Source organism: Brachymonas moutaii (nom. illeg.) (assembly GCF_049977365.1).
Taxonomy (GTDB): Bacteria; Pseudomonadota; Gammaproteobacteria; order Burkholderiales; family Burkholderiaceae_C; genus Brachymonas.
In genome coordinates this window covers 58,104-78,112 of sequence record NZ_JBNGEN010000007.1, presented here as the reverse complement: position 1 = coordinate 78,112, position 20,009 = coordinate 58,104, and the positions used below count along the sequence as shown (strand labels likewise).

The window sequence follows — 20,009 nt, the reverse complement described above, 5'->3', positions numbered from 1 at the left end:
GGAAGGTACAGCGGGAAGCGGCTCATGGACGGAGTCCGCTCACATGCGGAAGTGTTCGCCGAGGTAGACACGGCGCACTTCGGCGTTGGAGACGATCTGCTCGGGCGTGCCCGAGGCGAGCACGGCCCCTTCGCTGATGATGTAGGCGTGGTCGCAGATGCCCAGGGTTTCGCGCACGTTGTGGTCGGTGATGAGCACGCCGATGCCGCGCGCCTTGAGGAAGGCGATGATCTTCTGGATTTCGATGACGGCGATGGGGTCGATGCCGGCGAAGGGCTCGTCGAGCAGGATGAAGCGCGGCTGGCTGGCAAGGGCACGGGCGATTTCGACCCGGCGGCGCTCGCCCCCGGAGAGTGCGAGCGCGGGGGTGTCGCGCAGGTGGGTGATGTGCAGGTCGGCGAGCAGGGCATCGAGCTGGGTGTCGATGGTGGCGCGGTCGAGCGGCTTGCCGTGGGCATCGACCTGGAGCTCCAGCACGGCGCGGATGTTGTCCTCGACGTTGAGCTTGCGGAAGATGGAGGCTTCCTGCGGCAGGTAGCTCAGGCCCATGCGTGAGCGGCGGTGGATGGGCAGGTCCTCGACGGGCTGGCCGTCGATGGAGATGGCGCCGCCGTCGGCCCGGATGAGGCCGACGATCATGTAGAAGGAGGTGGTCTTGCCGGCTCCGTTGGGCCCGAGCAGGCCCACGACTTCGCCCTTGCGCACGCTCAGGGACACGTCCTTGACGACGCGGCGGCGGCCGTAGGCCTTCTGGAGGTGGCGCACGCACAGTTCGCTGCCGTCGGCAGGCGGACGGCCCTGGCTGCCGCCCTCGCAGCGGAGGTCGGCGGCCGGAGCAGATACGGGAGCGGCATCGCTCATGGGCGGCCTCCGATGGTGGCGCTGGAGCGCAGGGTGGTGACGGGAGCCGACGCGGCGCGCGCCCCCTTGCTGGCGGCCCGGGTGGCGGGCATGGGCAGCGCGGATTTGCCGCCGCTCTGCCCCACGGGGTTGATGACGGCGCGCACCCGGCCGGCCGGCACGGCCCCTGCGGCAGCGCCCCCGGCGCCAGTGGAGGGGCCGCCGGCCACGTTGTAGACCTCGGTGAGGTCGTTGTAGACGATGGTGTCGCCACGGACTTCGTCGGCGAGCTGGGTGCCCACGAGGCGGCGCATGCGGGCGTTGCCGGTGAGGCGCGCGATCTGGGTTCTGTCGTCCCGCTCGATGCGGTTGGCCTCGCCCTCGATGTACTCGTTGAGTCCCTCGCGCTTCTGGCGCATGAAGGCCTGGTGGCCCGCGCTGCCTTCGGCGTACATGAACTGGTTGCCCTGCGGATCCTGGCGCACCTCGACCTTGTCGGCACGCAGCACGATGGTGCCCTTGGTGGCCACGACCCGCCCGGTGAAGGTGGTGATCTTGTGCGCATCGTCGTAGCGCATGGCGTCGGCCTCGATGTTGAGGGGCTTGGCGCGGTCGGCCAGCTCGGCGTGGGCGGTCTGCACCAGACCCAGGCAGGCGACAGCCAGCGCGAGGGCCGGCAAGGCGGAGGACAACGGTTTCATGTTCGGCACGATTCTTGCTCGTTGGACGTATGGTCCATTGTAGCGATGCCGGATGCCTCCCGCGCGGCTCGGGCCGAAGAGCCGTTCAGATGCGTCGGCGGGGCATGTAGTCCTGCACCAGGAGCGCCACCACCCCGGCCACCACGCCCCAGAAGGCCGAACCCACGCCAGCCACCTCCACCCCGCTGAGGGTGACGAGAAAGGTGATGACGGCCACATCGCGGTGGCGCGCCACGTCGAGCGCAGTCACGAGACTGCTGGCAATGGTCGAGAGCAGCGCAAGCCCTGCAATGGCGGCAATGAACTCGTGCGGAAAGGCCATGAGCAGGCCCGTGACCACGGTGCCGAAGAGGCCGATGAGCAGCATCCACAGCCCCCACACCACGGCGGCGACGTAGCGGCGATCGGGGTCGGGATGGGCTTCATCGCCCATGCAGATGGAGGCGGTGATGGCGCTGAAATTGATGGCATAGCACCCCAGCGGCGCCAGGGCAAGCCCCACCATGCCGGTGACGGTGACGAGCACGGACGTGGGCAGCTCGTACCCGGCGGCACGAAAGGCTGCCACACCCGGCAGGTTCTGCGATGCCATGGTGACGACGAACAGCGGCAGCGCCAGGCTGGTGATGGCTGCCATGGAAAAGACCGGCGCCGTGAAGACCGGATGCGCCCAGTCGGCATGCAGGTCGTGCAGCGAGAGGTGCCCGCCGAGCGCGACGAGCATCACCCCGACGGCCAGCGTCCACACCACCGCATAGCGCGGGCTCAGGCGCTTGCCGAGCAGGTAGGCCAGCAGCATGCCGATGACGAGCACCGGGGCCGACCCCGCTGCCGCGAATGCCTGCATGGAAAACCGCGCCAGCACCCCGGCGAGCAGGGCCGCCGCCACCGACAGGGGAATGCGGTTCATGACCCGCTCGAACCAGCCCGTGAACCCGCAGACGGTGATGAGCGCGGAGCTGACCATGAAGGCCCCCACCGCTTCCGGCATGGTGAACTGCCCCGAGGCGGCCGCCGTGGCGAGCACCACGGCCCCCGGGGTGGACCAGGCGATCATGACCGGCTTGCGCAGCCACAGCGAGGGCAGGATGCTGCAGACGGCACACCCGAGGCAGACGGCCCAGATCCAGGAGGTGATTTCGGCGGGAGTGGCGCCAAAGCCCTGCGCCGCCCGGAAGATGATGGCCACCGAACTGGTGAAACCCACCAGGGTGGCCACGAAACCTGCGACAAACGCCGTCAGGGAGAAGTCGCGCACGAACTGCAGTGGCGACAGACGTTGGGTCCAGTGCATGACGGACGTCCTGCAAAAAGCAAAGTCCCGATTGTGGCAGGAAAGTCGACATCGCTCAGGCACCCCGCACGCCCGGTGTTCTGCGCAGCGGCGCCGGGCCGGGGGAGTGCCGGAGGTGCAGTGCCAGCTCCCCTGCGGCAGGGGACCAGACGCCAGCCCGGGGCGGCGAGCCGGGCTGGCGTCCAGGGCCAGTGGCTCAGCCGATGGTCATGAGGCTGGCGTTGCCCCCTGCGGCGGCGGTGTTGATGCTCAGGCTGGTCTCGGCGACGAGGCGCACGGGGTCCCACGAGGCTCCGTCTGCCACCTCGCCCGAGGACAGCCCGTACACCGGCACCAGTGCCCCGGCGCGTCCGGCCACCTCCTGCTGCACCTGCAGGAGCACGTCGGCATCGCCCTCGAAGAGCACGGCGGCCACCGGCTCCGCGTGCGTGCCGAGGCTGGCCTGCGGTCCGGCCACCACGGCAGCCTCCTGCACCTCGACCGGCAGACCGGCCTGCCAGGCGCACAGCTCGGAGGCGAGGGCCTCGTCACGCACCTGCCACAGCACCCGGTTGCCCGCAGCCAGCGCGGCCATGAGCTGCATCTGCGCCCCGGCCAGCGTGGCCGGCATGCACCACACGGTGCCGCGCGGGTGGAGCTGGTAGCGGTTGCTTTCCCCTGTCGGCCCAGGCAGGCGCCAGGGCGCGGCGAGGAGCGGCGTGGCCGTCATGTGGGCCAGATGCTCGGGGTCCTGCGCATGAATGCCGTGCAGCCCGAACCAGCCCTGCCAGGCATCCCACACCGCGCGCGCCTGGCGCAGCGGCGAGAGGGCGGCCTGTTCCTCGGGGGTGAGGCCATGGGCCTCCCGGGCCGGGGCAATGGCTGTGGAAGCCTCGGCCGGCGTCAGGCCTGCCAACAGGTTCTGTCCCAGCGGGCGCTGCGCCAGCAGGCGCGAGAGATACAGCGGGCCGCCTGCCTTGGGCCCGGTGCCCGACAGTCCCTCGCCCCCGAAGGGCTGCACCCCCACCACGGCGCCGATCACGTTGCGGTTCACGTACAGGTTGCCTGCATGCACGGCCTGCGTGACCTGCGCCACGGTTTCGTCGATGCGGGTATGCACCCCGAAAGTGAGCCCGTAGCCGGTGGCATTGATGGCGTCGATGAGTGCAGGCAGCTCCTCGCGCCGGTAGCGCAGCACATGCAGCACGGGGCCGAAGACCTCGCGGCGGAGCTGGCCGAGGCTGCCGATCTCGATGAGCGTGGGCGGCACGAAATGGCCCTGCCCTGCCCCTTCGGACACGGGAGTCTGAAGCACGCGGCAGCCTTCTTCGCGCAGCCGGGCAATGTGCGCCTCGATGACTTCGCGGGCCGGGGCGTCGATGACGGGGCCGACATCGGTGTGCAGGTGGTCGGGCCGATCGACCCGCAGGGTCTGCATGGCCCCTTCGAGCATGTGCTGGATGCGGTCGGCGGCTTCTTCCTGCAGGCACAGCACGCGCAGCGCCGAGCACCGCTGTCCGGCCGAATCGAAGGCGGAGGCGAGCACGTCGGCCACCACCTGCTCGGCCAGCGCGGAGGAATCCACCACCATGGCGTTCTGCCCGCCTGTTTCGGCAATCAGCGCCACGGGCCGGCCATGCCGGTTGACCCGCTGTGCGAGCGTCGCCTGCAGGATGCGGGCCACCTCGGTCGAGCCGGTGAACAGCACGCCCTGCACGCGGGCATCGGCCACCAGTGCGGCGCCCACCGTCTCGCCCCGTCCCGGCAGCAGCTGGATGGCCCCGGCTGGCACCCCGGCCTCGCGCAGGATGCGCACGGCGGCGGCGGCAATGAGCGGCGTCTGCTCGGCCGGCTTGGCCAGCACGGCATTGCCTGCCGCAAGCGCGGCCGCCACCTGCCCCGTGAAGATGGCCAGCGGAAAATTCCAGGGGCTGATGCACAGCACCGTGCCCAGGGGGCGGTGGGTGTCGTTGGCAAAGCCTTCGCGCACCTGCGCCGCGTAGTAGCGCAAGAAGTCCACCGCCTCACGCACCTCGGACACCGCATTGGGCAGCGACTTGCCCGCCTCCCGCACGATCAGCCCCATGAGCTGCTGCATGCGTGATTCGAGCAGATCCGCCGCGCGGCACAGGCACTGGGCCCGCTCGGCGGGTGCCGTGGCCTGCCAGATCGGCTCGGTCGCTGCGGCGGCGGCCAGGGCGGCGTCGATGTCGGCCGCGTCGGCCTCCACCACCTGCCCCACCACGTCGCGGTGGTCAGCCGGATTGCACACCGGCTGCAGGCGCTCGGCCGGCCAGACCGTTTCGGCACGCCCATCGCCAATGAGCGGAGCGGCCTGCCACACCTGCACCACGCTGTGCAGCAGCCCGGCCGTGAGCGAAGCCAGACGCTGCTCGTTGGCCAGATCCAGGCCCTGCGCCAGCAGGCGTTCATCACCGAACAGGGCGCGCGGCAGCGGAATGCGCGGGTGCGGCGTGCCCAGCGGCACCCCCTCCCGCTCGGCCACGGCCCGGGTCTCCTCCACGGGATCGACGGTGAGCGACTCGACCGGCACCGCCGGATCGCCGATGCGGTTCACGAACGACGTGTTGGCCCCGTTTTCCAGCAGGCGCCGCACCAGATAGGCCAGCAGCGTCTCGTGCGAGCCCACCGGCGCATACACCCGGCAGGGACGCTGGTACTTGCCGGCCGTGATCTCCTCGTACAGCGGCTCGCCCATGCCGTGCAGGCACTGGAACTCGAACTGCCCGCGGTAGTAGTTGTTGCCTGCGAAGTGGTAGATGCTCGCCGCCGTCTGCGCGTTGTGCGTGGCGAACTGCGGATAGATCGCATCCGGCGCCGACAGCAGCTTGCGCGCGCAGGCCAGATAGGACACATCGCTGTGCACCTTGCGCGTATAGACCGGGTAGCCCTCCATCCCGTCGATCTGCGCGCGCTTGACCTCGCTGTCCCAGTACGCCCCCTTGACCAGCCGCACCATCAGGCGGTGGCGGCTGCGGCGTGCCAGATCGATGAGCCAGGCAATCACATGCGGGCAGCGTTTCTGGTAGGCCTGCACCACAAAGCCGATGCCGTTCCAGCCCGCCAGCTCGGGCGCAAAGCACAGCGCCTCCAGAATGTCGAGCGACAGCTCCAGCCGATCGGTCTCCTCGGCGTCGATGTTCACCCCGATGTCGTACTGGCGCGCCAGCACCAGCAGCCCCTTGAGCCGGGGCAGCAGCTCGGTCATCACCAGCTCCTGCTGCGCACGGCTGTAGCGCGGATGCAGCGCCGAGAGCTTGATCGAGATGCCCGGCCCCTCGTAGATGCCCCGGCCATTGCTCGCCTGCCCGATCGCCTGAATCGCCTGCTCATAGAGCCGCACATAGGCATCGGCATCTTCCATGGTCGCGGCCGCCTCGCCCAGCATGTCGTAGCTGTAGCGGAAGCCCTTGGCCTCGAACTTGCGGCTGTTGGCCAGCGCCTCGCCGATGGTCTCCCCCGTCACGAACTGCTCGCCCATGAGCCGCATCGCCATGTCCACGCCCTTGCGCACCAGCGGCTCGCCACCCGTGGCCAGCAGGCGGGTCAGCGCCTTGCTCAGCGTGGCCTCGCTGCTGGTGCTGGTGAGCTTGCCGGTGATGAGCAGGCCCCAGGTCGCCGCATTCACGAACAGCGACTTGCCCCCGCCCAGATGCGCCTTCCAGTCGCCCTTGCCGATCTTGTCCCGGATCAGCGCATCGCGCGTGGCCCGGTCCGGAATCCGCAGCAGCGCCTCGGCCAGGCACATCAGCGCCACGCCCTCCTGGCTGGAGAGCGAAAACTCCTGAATCAGCCCCTCCACCCCGCCGCCGCAGCGCTTGGCACGCAGCGCCTCCACCAGACTGGCCGCCATCTGGCGAATGGACGCGCGCTGTGCCTCATCGTGCACCTCGGCCTGCGCCAGCAGCTGCGGCACGCACTCGGGCTCCGGCACGCGCCAAGCCGAAGTAATGGCCGCGCGCAGCGGAGTCTGGGGCGACACCGACTGCGCAAACTCCAGAAAGGGTTGCACCTCCACCCCACCGGCACCGCCCGCCGACAGCCCGGACTCCTCGGCGCCCTGCCCTTCCGGCAGCGGAGCCCCCGGCATCGGCGGCACAACACCCCGGTCGAGCGAATCGAGAAAATTGAAAATCGCCTGCTTGATGAGCCAGTGCGGCGTGCGCTCGATCTGGCTGGCGGCAGTCCTGATGCGCTGACGCAGGGCGTCATCGACTTTGATCCCAAGGGTGGTGCTGGTCATGATGGAAATCCGTGGCTACACAGAAAGCAGAAAGTGACTGCAAAGGAACGCCACTCCCCCCACTGCGAAGCGGCACGCAGCCATCATGCCGGCAAAAAATCCAAGGTGCAACCTTGATTTTGCGCGGGTTGCACCTTGGTGCATGACGCACCATGCCGCACCGCCTTTCCGCACCACGAACAGGCAAAACCCGCACGCCCGGGCACCCTCCACCTGCCCGTGCACCACAGCCGTGCCCCCCAATGTGGCGCCGCCGCATCAGCGGCATGCCGCCCCCTCATGCACGAAAAAGGCAGCCGACGCTGCCGCCGGCTGCCTGTAGCACACACGTCATTTCATGCAGCCCGTCGGCCCATGCACCCTGTGCATGGTCGGGACTCATGAAGGGGGTCGATCACCTCACAGCGCCGTCTCCACCACGGCATCAATCAGCACCCCGAGCAGCGAATACACCAGCGCCCCCAGCAGCGCCGCGCCAAACCCCGCCACCGCAAAGCCCGCCAGAATGCTGCCCGCCATCCAGAACACCAGCGCGTTGATCACCAGCAGAAACAGCCCAAGCGTGAGCACCGTCACCGGCAGCGTCAAAAGCACCAGCACCGGACGCACCAGCATGTTGAGCAACCCAATCACCGCCGCCGCCACCAGCGCAGACCCCAGGCTGCGCACCTCGATCCCCCCGATGACCTTGGCCACAAACATAAGAGCAGCCGCATACAGCAACCATTTGACAGCAAGCTTGATCATGACTTTTTGGAAAAGAGTGGTTCTGCGGGCAGCATAGCATCGTGGGTGATGCGGTGGCGATCCATCGCGAATTTGGCGACTGCAGCACACCGTGACCAGAGCGCCGTGTCGTGCGACGTTGCCAAGCTGAGCCAATGGGGCTTGGTCAAGAATGAGGTGCACGGGCGCAAGAAGATCGTGATGCCTGTTGCCACCACAATCTCGATCAACGCGTCGATTGCTGCGGCCTGACGTTGCAGCCAGCAGCGTCTCGTGATTTCCGCCAGTCAAAGCGCATCATTGCTCGGAACGCGATGAAAGCAAGAGAAGCTTGTTTCCGATTTTCTTACCTGTCGCATCCCGGCCGATCATATGGCCGCTTGTGAAACAGATGCGGATGCGTCTGTTACCAGACTTTCATCGCCTGCATCGGCGTTTTGCTCTTGAGCGCTGACTGGGGCAACTGGTGGTTGTACAAAGCCACATAGTGCAGCAAGGTCTGCAGATGATGGGCAGCGTGCGAGCGATCCCCAAAGACGGAGCGCTTCTTTCACTTGTACGCCGTCTGTATCGGTGATGCCAAAGCGCTGGGCCAGGACACTGGCTGTCTCGGTGCTGGCCGCGATCTCGGCACGCACGGCGGGCGTGGTGCGGGCGTTCTTGTGTAGGGCCATCAACATGGCTTCACTCCCCGGGTGGATGGCAAGGACTCTATCCGCTCTTGCAGGACAGTTCTGACCATGAACAGCGGATAACGTTTGGGATCAATGCAATCATCCGGGATGCGACACTTATCCATAGCACCTGTGGATAAACCTATTTACGCACATACGTTCGTAAGCATGGGTTTTAATTAGTTTAAAGTACCTACTTTTTAGCTTTCAAGTGTATGATGCAGCCTTGGCCGCGGCGCCTGCCAAGGAGAGGCGTAGTGCGACCGTCTCCACCGTCTGCCTTCTATTCCATGTATCTCCCTACCATGCCAAAACGTCGCCTTGCAATAGCAGCATCTGTGAGCATTTTTAGTTATTTAATTTTTGCTTCAAGTGCCCATGCGGCACCTGCTGATGAACCCAAAATGCGTCCGTCTTTTGACAAATGTATAGACGCGTCCAGCGGGGTGACCTTGAATATGCTCAACTGCATTGCTGCTGAAAGTGATTATCAGGACAAGCGTTTAAACAGGGCGTATAAGAAATTAATGCGTGCATCGAGCAAAGCAGAACAGGTCAAGTTGCGTGCGAACGAAATTAAGTGGCTCACTGGCCGCGATACCCGCTGTGCACCTGACGTCGATGGAGGAACGTCAGCGACATTAAACAGCCAGAGTTGCTATCTCGAAGAAACCGCAAGGCAAGCAAACTACTTGGAAGCAAAAGGAAAACACAATGGCAGATGAACTGCAACTCCAAAAACAACTGAGCGCTGCGCAAGCCAAGCTTGATGCATGGCACCAAGGTCAAACCTCGGAACATTATGAAAGTGGCAGCAGAGGACCGGGCACTATTTCATCTGGCATTGGCGACCACGGGGGTATGTCCTATGGCTCATACCAGCTATCCAAATCCACTGTGATGTCCTATGTGCGTCAATCAAGTCATGCCAAAGATTTTGAACATCTAGTTTCAGGCTCTTCGAATTTCAACGCAAAGTGGGAATCGATTGCAAAAAAAGATCCCGTTGGCTTCAAACAAGAACAGCACGAATTCATTGCGCGCACACACTTTGATCCGCAGGTCGAAGCCCTCAAAGCAGCCGGCCTTGATCTTTCGGATCGCTGAAAAGCAGTGCAAGATGCCATCTGGAGCACTTCAGTTCAGTTCCGAGGGAAAACACCGAATTTATTTTCCGATGGACTAAAATCAAAATTCGGAAAAGATTACAAGCTAGAAAATCTCAGCGACAAAGACGTTATTGAAGCGCTGCAAGACTATAAAGTCGCGCACAACGATAGCCTGTTTCAAAGCTCGTCCGCCAAAGTTCGCGCCGGCACATTGCATCGTGCACACGAAGAAAAAACAGATCTATTAAGGCTTGCTTCAGCAGAATATACGGTTGAACATAACGGTCAGAGACCAGACTGGGCCCCTGCAGAACGTGTTGCCCATATACGCCCCCTGCACCAAGGTCAATATGGGGAAGACGTTAAGGCGCTACAAAACAAGCTTAACGAGCTAGAGGTACATGACGCGAAGGATCAATCGTTGAAGGTTGATGGTCATTTCAATCACGAGACCACAGAGGCAGTTAAACGCTTTCAGCATAACCACAACATGAAGGAGGACGGGCGCGTGGGGCCTGGCACCATAAAAGCCATTGACGAGCAAGTACAAGCCAAGCCACAACCTGCCTATGCCCCCATGCCCCACAATCCCGCTGATCGCCCCCAATCGGAGATCGATTTGCTGAAACAGAATCAAAATCCGGCCATCATTGCCTTTCATGAGCGGGTACAAAACGAGCCTACCCTGGTGAGCTACTCCGAAACAGATCGCTCCCGCATTGCGGCTGCCACAATGCTCGAGTGCCAGAGAACAGGCATAAATGTCGCCACTCTTACCGACCTGGAGAGCTATGACAAGAACGGTAAAACCATGTTCTTTGCCAATGATCCAGTCAAGGCTGAACGCAACCCGTATACCAGTTTTACCCTAATTAATGCAGACCAAGCGGTGCAGACCCCCATACAGGACAGTCTGGCCAAAATGCAGAACGTACAGGTCGCCCAGGCTCAGGTACAAAGCCGCAGCCAAGGTGGTCCTACGATCACCATGTAATTACCAAGCTGCCAAAACAGAATAATAAAAAACAGTGAACCTCATGAAACCATGGATCAAGGGGTGGTCTCCAATCCGAAGCGCGACACTGCCCAAACGGGTAATGTACGCATAAGTGTCGCATCCCGGATGATTGCATTGATCCCAAACGCTATCCGCTGTTCATGGCCAGAAATGTCCTGCAAGAGCTGATAGAGTCCTTGCCATCCACCCGGGGAGTGAAGCCATGTTGATGGCCCTGCACAAGAACAAGAACGCCCGCCGTGCGTGCCGAGATCGCGGCCAGCACCGAGACAGCCAGTGTCCTGGCCCAGCGCTTTGGCATCACCGATACAGACGGCGTACAAGTGAAAGAAGCGCTCCGTCTTTGGGGATCGCTCGCACGCTGCCCATCATCTGCAGACCTTGCTGCACTATGTGGCTTTGTACAACCACCAGTTGCCCCAGTCAGCGCTCAAGAGCAAAACGCCGATGCAGGCGATGAAAGTCCGGTAACAGACGCATCCGCATCTGTTTCACAAGCGGCCATATGATCGGCCGGGATGCGACAGCTAGGCACCTGCCGCTGCAGAGGCGACAGCCAGGTACTCATCGCGCAGTTCGCGGCGCAGGATCTTGCCGATGGGGGACTTGGGCAGGGAGGTGCGGAACTCGATGCTGCGGGGGCGCTTGTAGCCGGTGAGGTCTTCCTTGCAGTGGTCGCGGATTTCCTGCTCGGAAACCTGACTGCCTGGCTGGCGCACCACGTAGAGCTTGACGGCTTCGCCGGTGCGCTCATCGGGGATGCCGATGGCCGCGCATTCGAGCACGCCCGGCACGGCAGCCACCACGTCCTCGACTTCGTTGGGGTACACGTTGAAGCCGCTCACGAGGATCATGTCCTTCTTGCGGTCCACGATGGTGATGTAGCCGCTGGCGTCCATGATGCCGATGTCGCCGGTGCGGAAGTAGCCCTCGGGGGTCATGGCGCGGGCGGTTTCGTCAGGGCGCTGCCAGTAGCCGGCCATGACCTGCGGCCCCTTGACGGCGATTTCGCCCCGGTCGCCGAGGCGTTCGACCTCGAATCCCTCGTCGTCGACCAGCATGACCCAGGTGCCGGGCACGGGCACGCCGATGGTGCCGGTGTACTTGTCGTTGGTGACCGGGTTGCAGCTCACCACCGGGCTGGTTTCGGAGAGGCCGTAGCCCTCCACGATGGGGCAGCCGGTCTTCTCCAGCCACAGCCGGGCCACGGCGCCCTGCACGGCCATGCCGCCGCCCACCGTGATGCGCAGGTGGCGCCAGTCGACGCGGTCGAATTCGGGGTGGTGTGCGAGCCCGTTGAACAGGGTGTTGACGCCGGGGAAGGCGTGGAACACATGCCCGCGCAGCTCCTTGATGACCGCGTGCAGGTCGCGCGGGTTGGGCAGCAGGATGTTCTTGCCCCCCAGCACCGAGCACAGCATCATGTTCACCGTGAAGGCAAAGATGTGATAGAGCGGCAGCGCGCAGACAAAGGCGATCTGGTGGTGCGGCGGCCGGTGCGCGAGCGCCGGCATGTACCAGGCTTCGCACTGCAGCACGTTGGCCACGAGGTTGCGGTGCAGGAGCACGGCGCCCTTGGCCACGCCGGTGGTGCCGCCGGTGTACTGGAGCGCGGCCACGTCGTCGGGTTCGAGTGTGACCGGCTGGTATTCGGTCTGGGAGTGGCGGCGCAGCGCCGCATTGAAGCGCACGGCACCGGGCAGCTCGTAGGCGGGCACCATTTTCTTGACGTGGCGCACCACGTAGTTGATGAGCCCGCCCTTGAGCGTGCCCATGAGGTCGCCCATGGAGGCGAGCACCACGTGCTCGATGTGGGTGCGTGCCACGCACTGCTCCAGGGTGTGTGCAAAGTTTTCGATGATGAAGATGGCGCGGGCACCGGAATCGTGGAGCTGGTGCTCGAGCTCGCGTGCGGTGTAGAGCGGATTGACGTTGACGAGCACGAAGCCGGCCCGCAGGATGGCCATGACCGCGATCGGGTACTGCAGGATGTTGGGCATCATCACCGCCACGCGGTCGCCGCGCTGCAGGCCGAGCTTCTGCAGGTAGGTGGCGAGCTTGCGGCTGTAGGTCTCCAGCCGGTGGTACTTGAGCTCCTGCCCCATCATGCTGTAGGCCGGCTTGTCGGCGTGCTTGAGGAAGCTGTCTTCCAGCAGGTCGACCAGCGAGCGGTAGCGGCCGGTGTCGATGTCGGACGGCACCCCGTCGGGATACTGCTTGAGCCAGGGGCGGCTGTCGGTGAACTCACTCATGGGACTTGTCTTCCTTGTGGTGCCCGGAATCTGCAGGGCATGGGCGCTGCGTCCTGCCCTGCGCGGCACCCCCAGGTCGCGCAGGCGGGTGGTGACGGGAGGCGGGCGAAATTCGCACAGTCGTTCGTTTTATATGGGATTCATCTTACCCCGGGGGAATGGCCCTGCTCCACGACTGTGGCCTGCCGGGGCACGGGAGTTTCCCCAAGCAGGGATGGTACATGGGAGATGGAGTGCGTCGCATTTCGGTACCGGGTCGCCCTGCGCTGCGGGGGGCTGCTACCATCGCGCCCATGACTCTGACCGAACTCAAGTACATCGTGGCCGTGGCCCGTGAAAGGCATTTCGGACGTGCGGCGGAGACCTGCTTCGTGGCACAGCCGACCCTGTCGGTCGCGGTGCGCAAGCTCGAAGACGAGCTGGATGTGAAAATCTTCGAGCGCAACGCGAGCGAGATCACGCTCACCCCCATCGGCGAGGAGCTGGTGCAGCAGGCGCAGGTGGTGCTCGAACAGGCGGGCGTCATCCGCGACATCGCCAAGCGAGGCAAGGACCCGCTCGCCGGGCCGCTGCGGCTCGGCATCATCTACACCATCGGCCCCTACCTGCTGCCGGACCTGGTGCGCCAGAACATGGCGCTCACCCCGCAGATGCCGCTGATGCTGCAGGAGAACTTCACCACCCGGCTGCTGGAGATGCTGCGGGCGGGCGAGATCGACTGCGCCATCATGGCCGAGCCCTTTCCCGACTCGGGCATGGCCTCGGCGGCGCTGTACAACGAGCCCTTCTGGGCCGCAGTGCCGGCAGACCACCCGCTGGCCGCGCGCGCCCGGATCGACACCGAGGACCTGCGCCGCGAGCACATGCTGCTGCTCGGCACCGGCCACTGCTTCCGCGACCATGTGCTGGAAGTCTGCCCCGAGTTCGCGCGCTATTCGAGCCATGCCGAGGGCATCCGCAAGAGCTTCGAAGGCTCGTCGCTCGAAACCATCAAGCACATGGTGGCGGCAGGCATGGGTGTGACCCTGGTGCCGGCCCTGAGCGTGCCGCCAGCCGTGCTGCTGGCCCACGAGGCGGGGGATGCCACCGACATGCAGCCGGTGCGCACCACCCCTGCGAGCCCTCACAGCGACGCACCCTTTGTGCACTACATCCCGTTCAGCGGGGAGGCGCCCTCGCGCCGCGTGGTGCTGGTGTGGCGCCGCAGCTTCACCCGCTACGAGGCCATTGCCGCCCTGCGCAATGCGGTGCATGCCTGCGCCCTGCCCGGCGTGGAGCGGCTCAACGCCTGAGGTCTGCCGCCTCGTGTGTCTCCGCCCGGTGGAGTGCGGCGCCTACAATGGCGAGCCATGCGAGACAAACTACATCTGTACCTGGACCTGATCCGCTGGAACCGCCCTGCCGGCTGGCTGCTGCTGCTGTGGCCGACGCTGGCGGCCATGTGGCTGGCCGCGCGAGGCTGGCCCGGCTGGCATCTGGTGACCGTCTTCACGCTCGGCACCATCCTGATGCGCAGCGCGGGCTGCTGCATCAACGACGTGGCCGACCGCCACTTCGACCGGCACGTCAAGCGCACCGTGCACCGCCCGCTCACCAGCGGGCGCATGGGCGTGCCCGAGGCACTGGGCGTGGGCGCCGTGCTGGCGCTGGTGTCGTTCGCGCTGGTGCTCACCACCAATCCCCTCACCATCGCCTGGTCGGTGCCGGCGCTTCTGGTGACCATCGTCTACCCCTTCACCAAGCGCTTCTTTGCCATGCCGCAGGCCGTGCTGGGCGTGGCCTTCAGCATGGGCATGCCCATGGCCTACGCCGCCGTGCAGGACAGCGTGCCGGGCGTGGTGGTATGGATGCTGATTGCCAACCTGTGCTGGACACTCGCCTACGACACCGAGTACGCCATGGTGGACCGCGACGACGACCTGCGCATCGGCATGAAGACCTCGGCCATCACGCTGGGCCGCTTCGACGTGGCCGGCATCATGGCCTTCTATGCCGTGCATACCGGGGTATGGTGGGCAATCTTCTGGCTGCATGCAGGGCTGGGACATGGGGCGCCGGGCTGGAAGCTCGCCGTCTGGTCCCTCACTCTGGCGGCTGTGGTGGCGCAGGTGGGCTGGCACTGGCACCTGATCCACCGCCGGCAGCGCGACAGTTGCTTCGTGGCCTTCCGCGAAAACCACTGGATCGGGCTGACCGTGTTCGTGGCAGCCCTGCTGCTGGCCTGAGCTCTGCTGCCGCAGCCTGCTCGCCCAGCGCAGGCTCACTGAGCCCGACGACTCCTGCTGCGGTCATCGCCCGAATGGCTGCCGCTTAGCCCTGCCGGTGGCGCTGCACGAACAGCAGCCCCGTGCCCAGCGCCATGAAAAAGCCGCCGAAGATGCGCCGCTGCCAGCGTGCCGCGCGCGGGGACTGCAGCAGCTGGCGCAGCGCGCGGCCAAAGAGGGCATAGCCGTGCATCACCACCACATCGACGGACAGCGTGGTGACGGAAAGAATCAGGAGCTGCAGCGCAAGCGGACGCGCGGGATCGATGAACTGCGGCAGCACTGCCACCATGAACACGATGCCCTTGGGATTGGTGACGTTGGTGAGGAATCCCGTCAGAAAGCGGCTGCCCCACGAGGGACGCGCCTCACCGCCTGCCGGGCCGCCCTGCGCGTCAGGGGCGGTGGATGAGATGGTGCCGGGCAGCAGGCTGCCCGTGCTGCGCCACTGCTGCACCCCGAGGTAGAAGAGATAGCAGGCCCCGGCCACCTTGACGGCCCAGAAGGCCCGTTCGGAAGCCACCAGCAGCGACCCCACCCCCAGCCCTGCGACCAGCAGAATGGCCAGGAGCCCGCCTTCGAGCCCCGCGATGGCGGCACTGGCACCACGCACCCCGTGCTGGCTGCCGTGCGTGATCGAGAGCACCGCACCGGAACCCGGCGACAGGGCGATGAGCACGGCTGCCGCGAGGTAGGCAACCCAGAGATGCAGATCCATGGCGGCAGGGAATGCGAGCGGCGCAGCCAGCTCGGAGCGGCAGGGCCCGGCACCCACGCACCGGGCCGCTGCAGCGCCTTACTTGCGGCGTGCCTCTGCGGCAGCCACGGCCAGCGCGGTCTGGTTGAGCACGCGGCGCATGGTGGCGCTGGGCGTGAGGATGTGCACGCTGGCGGCGGCCCCCATGAGGACCGGGCCGATGGTGAGGCCGTTGCCGCCCGTGATCTTGAGCATGTTGAACAGGATGTTGGCGGCATCCAGGTTCGGGCAGATCAGGACGTTGGCCGAGCCATTCATGCGGTTGGAGGGCAGCATGTGGCGGCGCAGCCCGGCGTCCATGGCGTTGTCGCCCTGCATCTCGCCTTCGCTTTCGATGTGCGGGGCGAGCCGGCGGAAGATTTCCTCGGCCTCGCGCATCTTGCGGGCGCTGGCGCGGCGGCTGGTGCCGAAGTTGGAGTGCGACAGGAAAGCCACGCGCGGCGTGATGCCGAAGCGCTGCACCTCCACGGCCGACAGCAGCGCAATGTGCGCGAGCTCCTCGGCGCTGGGATCCTCGTTGACGAAGGTGTCGGCAATGAACAGCGTCTGGTTTTCGAGGATGACGGCGTTGAGCGCCGCGAACTTCTCGCCGGGCTGCGTGCCAATGATGTTGCGCAGGGTGTCGAGGTGGCGGTCGTAGCTGCCCACCAGACCGCAGATCATGGCATCGGCATCGCCCAGACGCACGGCCAGACCACCGATGACGGTATTGCTGCGGCGCACGGCCATCTTGGCCGCGTCGGGGGTGACGCCGTCCCGTCCCATGAGCGTGTGGTAGGTTTCCCAGTAGGTGCGGAAGCGGGGATCGTTCTCGGGGTCGATCACGCCCACGTCCGGCCCGAGGTGCAGATTGAGGCCCAGGCGGCGGATGCGTTCCTCGATGATGTCGGGACGGCCAATGAGGATCGGCTCGGCAATGCCTTCATCCACGGCCTGACGCACGGCGCGCAGCACGCGCTCGTCCTCACCCTCGGCGTAGATCACGCGCTTGCGGCCCGAATCCACGGCACGCGCCATGTTGAAGACGGGGCGCATGAACATGCTCGTGTGGTTCACGAACATCTTGAGGCTTTCGCGGTAGGCGTGCATGTCCGCGATGGGGCGGGTGGCCACGCCGGATTCCTGCGCCGCCAGCGCCACGGCCGGCGCGATGCGCAGGATGAGGCGGCTGTCGAACGGCTTGGGAATGATGTATTCGGGGCCGAAGCGCAGCTCCTGCCCGACATAGGCCGACGCGACCTCGTCGCTGATCTCCATCTTGGCCAGGGCCGCGATCTCGCGCACGCAGGCGAGCTTCATGGCCTCGGTGATGCGCGTGGCGCCGCAGTCGAGCGCGCCACGGAAGATGTATGGGAAGCACAGGACGTTGTTGACCTGGTTCGGATAGTCCGAGCGGCCGGTGGCGATGATGCAGTCCGGACGCGCGGCACGGGCGACTTCGGGACGGATTTCCGGGTCGGGGTTGGCCAGCGCCAGGATGATGGGGGTGGGCGCCATGGTCTTGACCATGTCGGCCGTGAGCACGTTGGACGTGGAGCAGCCGAGGAACACGTCGGCGTTCTCGACCACGTCCGCCAGGGTGCGCTCGCCGGTGTCGGGCTGCGCATAGCGCGCCTTGGACTCGTCGAAGCCTGCCGGGCGGCCGTCATAGATGAGGCCCTTGGAGTCGCACACGTACACGTTGTCGCGCCGCACGCCGAGCTCGACCATCAGGTCCAGGCAGGCCAGGGCGGCAGCGCCGGCGCCGGAGACGGCCACCTTGACCTTGCCGATGTCCTTGCCCACGAGTTCGAGCCCGTTGAGCAGCGCAGCGCTGGAGATGATGGCGGTGCCATGCTGGTCGTCGTGGAACACGGGAATCTGCATGCGTTCGCGCAGGCGCTTCTCGATGTAGAAGCACTCGGGGGCCTTGATGTCTTCCAGGTTCACGCCGCCGAGCGTGGGTTCGAGGGCGGCGATGATGTCCACGAGCTTGTCGGGGTCGCGCTCGGCGAGCTCGATGTCGAACACGTCGATGCCGGCGAATTTCTTGAACAGGCAGCCCTTGCCTTCCATGACCGGCTTGCCGGCCAGCGGGCCGATGTCGCCCAGCCCCAGCACGGCCGTGCCGTTGGTGACCACGCCGACCAGATTGCCGCGCGCGGTGTACTCGGCCGCACAGGCCGGATCGGCCTGGATGTCGAGGCAGGGATACGCCACGCCCGGCGAATAGGCCAGACTCAGGTCGCGCTGGTTGGACAGGGGCTTGGTGGCATTGACGGAAATCTTTCCGCGCACCGGGCTGCGGTGGTATTCCAGCGCGGCTTCGCGCAGATCCGAGCCGGGAGCGGCGGAAGACATGGAGCTATCGGTCGTCACGTTGTGGTCCTTCAAGGAGGTCATGCTGCTGCGTTGCTGCGGAACGCGCCGGCCTGTGGCTGCCGGAGGCCGGTCATTCCCCCGGCCATGGGCGTTCCCTGCAGAAACAAAAACCACCTCCCCCACCCCGGGCATCGGAATTGGCCGCGCGGGCAGCGGGCAGTGTGGCTCTCGGGGTGTTTGTGCAGCACCCCGGGCGGTTCGCTGCCCGGGAGCCGTCGAAAGGCGCACCCCCACCTGAATGCGCGTCAAGGGCCGGTAGGCCCTCGACGGTGGAACCTTGCATTTTCGCACACAAAGAGGGAATCGGAACAGCACCTGGCACCGGGACGGTGCACTTCAGCGACAGTGCATGACGTAGCGCAACATCGCGCGGTGCAGCGATCCGTGGCTCAGAAGTCCGTCTGCCCCAGCCCTGCCGCTCTGGGTACGGGCCGCGCCGGCCGCACGGCTGCCGGGACTGCAGGCGACATGTCCTGCACCGGACGTGCGCCGCCGCCGCGCAGCGCCGCGAGCAGACGCTGCCCGGCCCTGCCGGTGACCGGCATGCCCAGGCGGGCCTGCTCGGCACGGATGGCGTCCCGCGTGCGGGCACCGATCAGGCCATCGGCCACGCCCACGGCATGGCCGCGCGCGAGCAGCAGGCGCTGCAGCTCGCGATTGTCGGCGCGGCTCAGGCCGGGATCGTCCGTGGGCCAGGCAGTGCGGAAGGCCACGGAGCGATCGCGCCCGGCGATGAGGTCCGACAGATGGGCAATGGCGAGTGCGTAGTTCTCGCTGGCGTTGTAGCGATACAGGGTGTCGAAGTTGCGCCCCACCAGAAAGGCAGGGCCCTGCGGGCCGGCCGGCAGCATCAGGCCGGCACGGTCGGGCACCGCCGGCAGGGGCGCGCCGCCCGGGAGCGTCACGCCCTGCGCAGCCCACAGGCCCACATCCTGCCGGTTGCGGCGCCCGGCGCCGCTGGCGTCGAAGCCGGGTGGCAGCTGCACCTCGTAGCCCCAGGGCTCGCCCGTGCGCCAGCCCGCCTGCTGCAGAAACCGCGCGGTGGAAGCCAGGGCGTCGGGCACGCTGCCCACGATGTCGCGCCGGCCATCCCCGTCAAAGTCGACCGCCGTGCGCAGGAAGGTGCTAGGCATGAACTGCGTCTGCCCGAAGGCACCGGCCCAGGAGCCGTTGAGCTGCGAGGCGGGAATGTCGCCTTCCTGCAGGATGCGCAGGGCGTTGGCGAACTCGGTGCGGAAGTACGTCTGCCGCCGCCCGTAGCACGACAGGGTGGCCAGCGACTGCACCAGTGGCCGCCCTCCGACGTTCTGCCCGAAGTTGCTCTCGATGCCCCACACCCCGACCACCATGGCCGGGTCCACGCCGTACTCGGCCCCGATGCGCTGGAGCACATCCTGCCAGCGGCGATAGGCGGCCCGGCCATCGGCCACGCGCTCGGCATCGACGAGCTGGGCCAGATAGTCCCAGGGGCGAAGCGAGAATTCGGGCTGCCGGTTCAGGAGCGGCAGCACGCTCATGTCAGGCTGCAGGGGTACCACGTAGCGCTGCCAGGTGGCCTCGTCGATGCGGGCAAAGCCGCCTGTCTGGCGCAGTCCGTCGAGGCACTGCGCGAAGTCGCTCCCGGGAGCCTCCGACTGCGCCGGCTTCTGTGACTGCATGGAATCGGGTTCAGGGGCGTCCGGCTCGGGCGCCTCCTGGGCCCAGCCTGCCAGAGAGCTCAGCGCCAGCACACAGGCCGTCACAGCGGGCCGCACGGCCCACCGGCCAGAA

General features: G+C 65.9%; 14 protein-coding genes and 3 pseudogenes. 7 read left to right on the top strand and 10 right to left on the bottom strand.

Features of this window, described 5'->3' with window-relative positions; translation table 11 throughout:
* Positions 1-39 precede the first annotated feature (39 nt).
* The 5 genes from lptB to ACP2WS_RS08985 all read right to left on the bottom strand — a co-directional run bounded on the left by lptB (position 40) and on the right by ACP2WS_RS08985 (position 7,825).
* Entirely contained in the window at positions 40-861 is an 822-nt protein-coding gene (gene lptB, locus ACP2WS_RS09005) for an LPS export ABC transporter ATP-binding protein (RefSeq protein WP_374491756.1), read from the bottom strand.
* On the bottom strand, positions 858-1,541 hold the full coding sequence (gene lptA / locus ACP2WS_RS09000) for a lipopolysaccharide transport periplasmic protein LptA (protein WP_374491757.1): 684 nt from the start codon (positions 1,539-1,541) through the stop codon (positions 858-860). The genes lptB and lptA overlap by 4 nt, the downstream gene beginning before the upstream one ends.
* Before the next feature lie 85 nt (positions 1,542-1,626).
* Entirely contained in the window at positions 1,627-2,835 is a 1,209-nt protein-coding gene (locus ACP2WS_RS08995; protein WP_426460478.1) for a benzoate/H(+) symporter BenE family transporter, read from the bottom strand.
* Between the two features lie 196 nt (positions 2,836-3,031).
* Positions 3,032-7,078 (bottom strand): trifunctional transcriptional regulator/proline dehydrogenase/L-glutamate gamma-semialdehyde dehydrogenase, encoded by a 4,047-nt coding sequence (gene putA / locus ACP2WS_RS08990; protein WP_426460477.1) that lies wholly within the window; start codon positions 7,076-7,078, stop codon positions 3,032-3,034.
* Positions 7,079-7,477: 399 nt separating this feature from the next.
* Positions 7,478-7,825 carry a phage holin family protein gene (locus tag ACP2WS_RS08985; protein ID WP_426460476.1) on the bottom strand — a complete coding sequence of 116 codons (348 nt, stop codon included), beginning with the start codon at positions 7,823-7,825 and terminating at the stop codon, positions 7,478-7,480.
* 48 nt (positions 7,826-7,873) lie between these two features.
* Between ACP2WS_RS08985 and ACP2WS_RS08980 the strand changes: the two genes are divergently transcribed.
* Positions 7,874-8,056, top strand: coding sequence for an HVO_A0114 family putative DNA-binding protein (locus ACP2WS_RS08980; protein WP_465248522.1), 183 nt, complete (start codon positions 7,874-7,876; stop codon positions 8,054-8,056).
* Between the two features lie 238 nt (positions 8,057-8,294).
* Here the strand turns inward: ACP2WS_RS08980 and ACP2WS_RS08975 are convergent.
* Positions 8,295-8,484, bottom strand: a pseudogene (locus ACP2WS_RS08975) (IS481 family transposase); the annotation flags it as partial.
* Positions 8,485-8,783: 299 nt separating this feature from the next.
* Here ACP2WS_RS08975 and ACP2WS_RS08970 point away from each other — a divergent pair.
* From ACP2WS_RS08970 to ACP2WS_RS08955, 4 genes and pseudogenes are all read left to right on the top strand, one after another.
* On the top strand, positions 8,784-9,203 hold the full coding sequence (locus ACP2WS_RS08970) for a lysozyme inhibitor LprI family protein (RefSeq protein WP_426460474.1): 420 nt from the start codon (positions 8,784-8,786) through the stop codon (positions 9,201-9,203).
* Positions 9,193-9,810 (top strand): annotated as a pseudogene (locus tag ACP2WS_RS08965) (VgrG-related protein); the annotation flags it as partial. The gene ACP2WS_RS08970 and the pseudogene ACP2WS_RS08965, both read left to right, overlap by 11 nt.
* A complete protein-coding gene (locus ACP2WS_RS08960; RefSeq protein WP_426460541.1) occupies positions 9,799-10,581 on the top strand; it encodes a peptidoglycan-binding domain-containing protein in 783 nt (260 codons plus the stop codon). The pseudogene ACP2WS_RS08965 and the gene ACP2WS_RS08960, both read left to right, overlap by 12 nt.
* A gap of 226 nt (positions 10,582-10,807) precedes the next feature.
* Positions 10,808-10,992: pseudogene (locus tag ACP2WS_RS08955) on the top strand (IS481 family transposase); the annotation flags it as partial.
* A 140-nt stretch (positions 10,993-11,132) separates the two neighbouring features.
* Here ACP2WS_RS08955 and ACP2WS_RS08950 read toward each other — a convergent pair.
* The gene (locus ACP2WS_RS08950; protein WP_426460473.1) at positions 11,133-12,857 is read right to left on the bottom strand and encodes a long-chain-fatty-acid--CoA ligase; all 1,725 of its coding nucleotides are present in this window, start codon (positions 12,855-12,857) and stop codon (positions 11,133-11,135) included.
* A gap of 293 nt (positions 12,858-13,150) precedes the next feature.
* Between ACP2WS_RS08950 and ACP2WS_RS08945 the strand changes: the two genes are divergently transcribed.
* Together ACP2WS_RS08945 and ubiA are read left to right on the top strand one after the other, a co-directional pair.
* The gene (locus tag ACP2WS_RS08945; RefSeq protein WP_426460472.1) at positions 13,151-14,149 is read left to right on the top strand and encodes a LysR substrate-binding domain-containing protein; all 999 of its coding nucleotides are present in this window, start codon (positions 13,151-13,153) and stop codon (positions 14,147-14,149) included.
* Positions 14,150-14,206: 57 nt separating this feature from the next.
* The gene (ubiA, locus tag ACP2WS_RS08940; protein WP_426460471.1) at positions 14,207-15,082 is read left to right on the top strand and encodes a 4-hydroxybenzoate octaprenyltransferase; all 876 of its coding nucleotides are present in this window, start codon (positions 14,207-14,209) and stop codon (positions 15,080-15,082) included.
* Positions 15,083-15,167: 85 nt separating this feature from the next.
* On the opposite strand, the gene ACP2WS_RS08935 is transcribed toward ubiA, so the two are convergent.
* The 3 genes from ACP2WS_RS08935 to ACP2WS_RS08925 form a co-directional block, all read right to left on the bottom strand.
* Complete coding sequence (locus ACP2WS_RS08935) at positions 15,168-15,839, bottom strand: LysE family transporter (protein WP_426460469.1); 672 nt, start codon at positions 15,837-15,839, stop codon at positions 15,168-15,170.
* Between the two features lie 78 nt (positions 15,840-15,917).
* A complete protein-coding gene (locus ACP2WS_RS08930) occupies positions 15,918-18,218 on the bottom strand; it encodes an NADP-dependent malic enzyme (RefSeq protein ID WP_426460540.1) in 2,301 nt (766 codons plus the stop codon).
* 410 nt (positions 18,219-18,628) lie between these two features.
* Positions 18,629-19,897 carry a lytic murein transglycosylase gene (locus ACP2WS_RS08925; RefSeq protein WP_426460539.1) on the bottom strand — a complete coding sequence of 423 codons (1,269 nt, stop codon included), beginning with the start codon at positions 19,895-19,897 and terminating at the stop codon, positions 18,629-18,631.
* Between the last annotated feature and the right edge of the window lie 112 nt (positions 19,898-20,009).